Source organism: Microcystis sp. 0824 (genome assembly GCF_003112475.1).
Taxonomy (GTDB): domain Bacteria; phylum Cyanobacteriota; class Cyanobacteriia; order Cyanobacteriales; family Microcystaceae; genus Microcystis; species Microcystis aeruginosa_C.
Genome location: NZ_BDSM01000028.1, coordinates 22676 through 29071 on the forward strand (window position 1 = coordinate 22676; position 6396 = coordinate 29071).

The 6396-nt window shown below is 41.5% G+C and carries 6 protein-coding genes; 2 read left to right on the forward strand and 4 right to left on the reverse strand.

Annotated elements, in window-relative coordinates; translation table 11 throughout:
* The gene (gene cbiB / locus N0824_RS12465; protein ID WP_108936989.1) at positions 1 to 981 is read left to right on the forward strand and encodes an adenosylcobinamide-phosphate synthase CbiB; all 981 of its coding nucleotides are present in this window, start codon (positions 1 to 3) and stop codon (positions 979 to 981) included.
* On the opposite strand, the gene N0824_RS12470 is transcribed toward cbiB, so the two are convergent.
* Positions 952 to 1296: a hypothetical protein gene (locus N0824_RS12470; RefSeq protein WP_108936990.1), complete on the reverse strand. Its 345-nt coding sequence runs from the start codon at positions 1294 to 1296 to the stop codon at positions 952 to 954. The genes cbiB and N0824_RS12470 overlap by 30 nt on opposite strands.
* 101 nt (positions 1297 to 1397) lie before the next feature.
* Positions 1398 to 2066, reverse strand: a complete 669-nt coding sequence (locus N0824_RS12475) for a 1-acyl-sn-glycerol-3-phosphate acyltransferase (protein WP_108936991.1) — start codon at positions 2064 to 2066, stop codon at positions 1398 to 1400.
* A gap of 259 nt (positions 2067 to 2325) precedes the next feature.
* Here N0824_RS12475 and N0824_RS12480 point away from each other — a divergent pair, with 259 nt between their 5' ends.
* Positions 2326 to 2526, forward strand: coding sequence for a hypothetical protein (locus N0824_RS12480; RefSeq protein WP_002798182.1), 201 nt, complete (start codon positions 2326 to 2328; stop codon positions 2524 to 2526).
* A 134-nt stretch (positions 2527 to 2660) separates the two neighbouring features.
* Here the strand turns inward: N0824_RS12480 and N0824_RS12485 are convergent, their stop codons facing one another.
* Together N0824_RS12485 and N0824_RS12490 are read right to left on the reverse strand one after the other, a co-directional pair.
* A complete protein-coding gene (locus N0824_RS12485) occupies positions 2661 to 5423 on the reverse strand; it encodes a DNA methyltransferase (protein ID WP_108936992.1) in 2763 nt (920 codons plus the stop codon).
* 72 nt (positions 5424 to 5495) lie between these two features.
* Positions 5496 to 6077 (reverse strand): hypothetical protein, encoded by a 582-nt coding sequence (locus tag N0824_RS12490; protein ID WP_108936993.1) that lies wholly within the window; start codon positions 6075 to 6077, stop codon positions 5496 to 5498.
* Positions 6078 to 6396: the final 319 nt, after the last annotated feature.

The following is a 6396-nucleotide window of genomic DNA, read 5'->3' on the forward strand; positions in this document are numbered from 1 at the left end:
GTGAAGGAAACGGCAACGGCGATCATTTTAGTATTAGGGGCGGTTTTAGATTATCTGGTGGGCGATCCTTGGGGATGGATTCATCCAGTGCAGGTGATGGGGGCGATTATTGCTGTTGCCACCAAAGTTATTCTTAATTGGACGCAGGAAAAAATTCGCCAACGTTTAGCGGGCATAATTCTGGGACTAGGTTTAATTATCTTGGCTGGGGTCTTAACTTGGCTAGGAATCCAATGGTTAGGTCAGGTCAATTTGCTGCTGAGTTACCTAGTACAAGTGATTCTCTTGGCTAGTTGTTTAGCCGGTAGAAGTTTACGCAGGGCTGCCGAAACAGTCATCGCACCTTTACAAGCGGAAAACATCACCTTAGCTCGTTGTCAACTAAGTTTATACGTTGGCCGGGACACAGATAATCTCAGCCGGGAAGAAATCCTCCGCGCCCTCTTAGAAACCGTCAGTGAAAATGGTGTGGATGGAGTTACCGCGCCGCTTTTTTATGCCCTTCTCGGTGCTTTTCTGGGGGTGGGACCAGTTCCCCTCGCTTGCGCTTATAAAGCCGCTAGTACCCTCGATTCGATGATTGGCTATCGTCGGCCTCCCTACACCCATATGGGCTGGTTTAGTGCCAAAAGCGAGGATATTTTGACATGGCTACCCTGTCGTTTAACGGTCTTAACTCTCGCCCTAATTTCGGGCCGGCCGGGGCGGGTTTTAAGCATTTGTTGGCGCGATGCCCGTCGGGATCCTAGTCCTAATTCCGGTTGGAGTGAATGCGTCTACGGGGCGATTTTGGGGGTGCAATTGGGGGGTAAAAATCAATATCGGGGCCAGATTGTGGAAAAACCTTTATTAGGCGATAACCTCAACCCGATTACCGTCAAAACCGTCGAACAGGCTTGGCATTTAACTCGTACTTGTGTATTACTTTGGTTGGCGATCGCTGTTAGCTGCCTAATTGCTAGAGATTTTGCTCAATTTTAGCGACCAGAGGCGACGGGGTTGACGGGGTTGACGCTGCCAGTAACGGATAATCAGGGAGAAGGTCAAGAATAGGGATTGCAGTATCTGTATCTGTCCGCAGAGGCGTTGATAGTTTTGTCGGAGATAATAGGTTTTCGCCCCGGCGATGAGAATATATTCTGGAGCGGGGTAAAAAACGTGGTGTAAACGTCGTTCCACCCGGTTTAAAATTTTGGTCACTCGCCCTAAAATCCGCCGCAATTGCCACAATTTCCAGAGTAGAAAGCAATTAAATAAAGTTAAGCCTAGATTGAAGCCGAGGACAAAAAAGAACATGGTCGAGGCGATGGTCGAGTTATGCCAATTTTAGCCTACATTCTCAACTTGAAAGTGTGGGGGAAATAAATCTAATACTAAATCCCGTTTAAAAGGTGGATTTAGCGTCCTAGGGCGTGTAATCCGTTAATAATTTCGGCACAGCGCTCGGTAACTGCCTGTAAAGCTTCTCTTTTGCTAGAAATCGGTGGCGGTAGCACTTCCCCGATGCGAATAGTTAAGGGAATACTATGGGGAAAAGAAGAGCCTTTGTGAAAAATCTTTTCTGTCCCCCACAAACTGACGGGTAACAGGGGAACTCCCGCTTTAGCGGCAATCATCGCCGCACCTAGTTTTGGTTGATGGATCAATCCGTCCTCGGTGCGGGTTCCCTCCAGAAACACTCCTACTGCCCAACCCGCTGCTAAGGCTGCCATCGCTGCCCGAATTGCCCCGCGATCACCACTGCTGCGTTTGACGGGATAGGCCCCGTAAAGAGCGATCGCCTGTTTTAAAATCGGGATGGTGAATAATTCCTCTTTAGCCATATAAGCCACGGGACGACGCACGGCACAGGATAATAGGGGTGGATCGAAGTAACTAGCGTGATTGCAGACGATAATCAGAGGATGACGCTGGGGGACATTTTCCACTCCGTAAACGCGACCGCGAAAATAGCCGTGTAGGGTGGGGCTAACGATCGACCATTTAAAGAGATGATATAAAACTAAACTGGCAAAAGGTTCTCGCTCTTGAGGCTGGTTCATGACTGACAATTTTTCCCTAGACATGGAAAAGCCCTTGAGAGTCTTGCCGTGTTTCGACCCCAAGGACTTTGCTTTCTTCTCACTCCTCACACAATTAAAACATATAGCAATTTACGGGTTAGGGAAAGGTTAAGGGTGCCGCTTTCTTAACTGGCATAATTACCTACCTAGGGTTGAGAGCGGCAAAAGGATTAGCAAGGTGTGTAATTAATTTTGCCTAGGTACTTAAAAAAAGTTGGGTTAAAATACAAAGGACAAATCTAGTCAAAAAAAGAGAGTTTTTATGGAAAAACAGGTAAATTGTGCTGTAGATTGCCTAAATGGTTGTATTTTAGGCGATAAATGCCCCAATCAAGCCCATGCCGCCGAAGCAGCCAAATTTATTGCCGAAACTTCTTTGGAAAAGATGCTAGAAATGGCAGAAGCCGCTAGACTGAAAAAACTGACGCAACCGACCCAATGGATTATTCCCGATGATTTCTAGGGTTTGGCTGGGGAATGGGGAACGGGTAAGAAAGTCGCTGTACCTGATTACTCCCAATAGCACTATATCAGGTTTTTCCACTGTTGACTGTTCACTGTTGACTGAATAAAAGGCAGACAAGCAAGCATTTTCGGTTATTGAGGATTTTTGGGTTTTCTGGGTTTTTGTTTGCTGGTAGAGAGTAAAGGAGCGGTTAATTTTTCATAGAGTTCAAAGAGGTATTCAATACGATTTAATTCACTGGTGAAAGGTTGGGGACGATAACACAAATCAACGGCTTTGTCAAGTTTTTGGTGAGCTTTGAGCAAGTCGGGAGGCATGGTTAAAGGATCGTATAAATCCGCAAGGCTACTATCAGGATATTTTGCCCTAGTATCTAGCACAGCTTGAGCGCAAGTTTCGACGGTTTGTTTTTGTTTGTCGGTGATATTTTCTGGAAAGGGAAAATTATTATAAACGATGGTGTTTGAATAACGGTAATCACTTTTTAATCTTCCGCAAACATATTTAACCCATGCCATGTGCATCTCTGAAGTAAGAATACCAAATAAAGATAAATCAGCATTGGCAACAAAGAGACAACTATCACTAGCAATATAATCTGGACTAAAGAAACCTATTGGAATATATTTTCTTCTTTCAGATGAGACACGGGGAACAAGTAAATAATTAGTATCAGGTTGTCTATTTTCTCCAAAAAGAGTTGGGAATTTAGATAATTCTTGAGTGGTTTTTCGATTGCTTTCACTTCGCACTTTTCTGACTTCTTCAACTCTTCTATAAATTTCTTTTGACTTCTTTAATTCTTGAGGTTGAATGTTAACAAGCCAAAGACAATAACGAGAATAACCATTAATAAATTCTTGCGCCCCTGTATAGCGTCTTATCCATTTTTCAGCATCAGGTTCATTTTTAACTAATTCTTCTTTTTCAGATTGTGAAAGAATAAGATGACCACCATCGTTTGGCATACTTCCAAAGTTTATGTCTGGAACAGATGAAATGGTTTTTCTTCTACTTAAAATTACCAAGTCACTACCCTCAACTAGGTAAGGATTAATATTTTTAACTTTTCTTTCTGTTGGTTCACCTTTAATATCAGCATAATCAAAAATACGTTTATTGTCAATATCTTCTAGCCCAAAACCAATAATAACACAATGAACTGCGGCCTTTCCTTTTGCTTCATTACTCCAGCTAAAAGTTCGATGGGCAAAATAAATTTTTATTTTATATTTTTGATAAAGCTCTTGCCAAAGAACACCAACTTGTTCACCCTGAGAAATAGAATTTGTGCTAACTAAAGCGCAACGAATTAAACTATTTTGAATAAATTCAGCCGCTTTAATATACCATGCGGTCACATAATCTAAAACACCTGCTCCTTTAACGTCCCCTAAAACACGATTCATATCGGCCTTTTGGTCGGCATTTTGTAACTGTTTTCCCACAAAAGGAGGATTTCCTAAAATAAAATTGAGCTTCTCTTTTGATATAACTTCCTCCCAATCAATCCGCAAGGCATTTCCATGAACAATCTTTGCCGCTTTCTTTAATGGTAAACGCACAAAATATTGACCAAAAGTATTACTAACTTTAATATTCATCTGATGATCAATTAACCCCATCGCCACCTCTGCCACCCTCACCGCAAACTCATCGTATTCAATACCAGCAAACTGATTAACATCTACCTGAATAATAGCACTAATATCTGTTACTAACTGCCCCGTTTTATCTAATTTATCTAACTCTTGTAACACCAAAATCTCTAAATCTCGTAACTCCCGATAGGTAATAATTAAAAAGTTGCCGCAACCACAGGCAGGATCAAGAAAATATAAATTAGCAATCTTTTTCTGAAATTCTAGTAATTTATTGCGATTGCCTTTAACCTTCTCAAATTCTCTGTGTAAATCATCTAAAAATAACGGTTTAATAACCTTTTGAATGTTCTTCTCGGAGGTATAATGCGCCCCTAAATTGCGTCGCTCTTTTGGATTCATTACCGCTTGAAACATAGAACCAAAAATAGCAGGACAAATTTTTCCCCAATCAAAAGCACAAGCTTCTAATAACATGACTCTCATCTTGCTATCAAAAGCCGCTAAGGGTAATGACTCCTCAAATAACTTGCCATTTATGTAGGGAAATTGAGTTAAATTTTCATCGAGATTTTTTAATCTTTTTTCTTCTGGTGTATTCAAAACCTGAAAAACAGAAGCGATGTGCATCGCCAAATCACTGCCATCTTCTTTGGTATGTATATCAATATATTCCCAGAAAATCCCCTGATTAAAAATACCCGTATCATCGGCAAATAAACAAAATAATAAACGCACTAGATAAACTTCCAAATCATACCCCATATAACCAATTTCTTTGAGGCAATCATGAAGTTTTCCCATTAACTCGGCTGCTTGAATATTGACGGAATCTTCGTCTTTATAAACTCGCTTTTCGTAACCAGCAATAAAATCAAATAAATGAACATTATCAACAAAATTACTTAATTCAAATTCCCATTGATTGCCCGAATCTAAATCATATAATTTAAACCGTTGAAAATCCGATACTAAAATATAACGCGGTAACTCATGTTCCTTTAAATTGGGAAAATAATCCTTAGCCTGTTGTGTGGCTTTTTCTAAATCTTTACCCTTCGATTTATGCTCAACTAAAATCGTTCCTTTCCAGAGTAAATCAATAAAACCCTGTTTATTATCTGCTTTTTTTATCGGTTGCTCAAAACTGGCTACCCTACGCCGTGAAATGCCAAAGACATGAAAAAACTCATTCCAAAAAGACTGAGATTCTGCCTTTTCTGAAGTCTCTCCTTGCCACTCTTTTTGAAAAGCGATGGCGCGATTTTTAATTTCATTCCAACTTAAAGGCATGGTTTTAATTCCTTCCCTACCCCCCTACGAGTCGGGGTAGGGAATCTGGCACATTCGTGGAAATAATCTTGATTAAGGTCTCTGGTCTTGATTTTGGGGATAACTGGGGAATAGATCTCTGGGGAAATCCTCGGCACTTAAACAGGTCTGCAAAGCTTGGGAGGGGTTATTTTTGTCCACACCACGACTGACAGCGATAACGCACTCGGAAAAGCGACCGGGTAATAAACTTTGACGACAGGAATCTAAAACCTGTTTAGAAATCCCTAATTTATCGGGTTCCTTGGCTGTTTCCGTTTGTTTGAGGGAATTAGTGGCAAATAAGGCGGCAGCGCGATGGATATCGACCACACAATTACCTAGGTCGATGGGACGACGCACTTGAAAACAAGCTTGCAGAGCCAGATTACCATCGATCGGGGTTTTGGATTTAATCATCACCACACACCGGGATAATTCTTTAGGAATTAATGCTTCTGAACAAGCGGTGGCGGCATCTTCGGGACTGACTCCCGTGCCGACAATCTGACTGATACAGGCGCTAAATTGATTATTTTTGCCAAATGCGATCGCTGTTCGGTTCATTTCTACCAAGCCAAGGGAAATAGTAGCGATCGCGCTCCAACTAGCAATTTTTTTAATATGGTTTTTCATCGTTTGCTCACACCGAAGATTTTAAGGCTAACTGGCCTTGATCTTAACAGATTCAAGGGCAATGATGGGGGGAGGAAATTATGAATTATGAATTATGAATTATGAAGTGGGGAGATGGGGGGAGGAAATTATGAATTATGAATTATGAATTATGAAGTGGGGAGATGGGGGAATGGGGTGATGGGGGAATTTGACTAATACCCCAAAACCCTAACACCCTAACACCCCAAAACCCCAAAACCCAAGGGCCAAAATTAGTATTCTGGTACAGTGGAGAGGGAATTATGAATTATGAAGTGGGGAGATGGGGGGAGGAAAT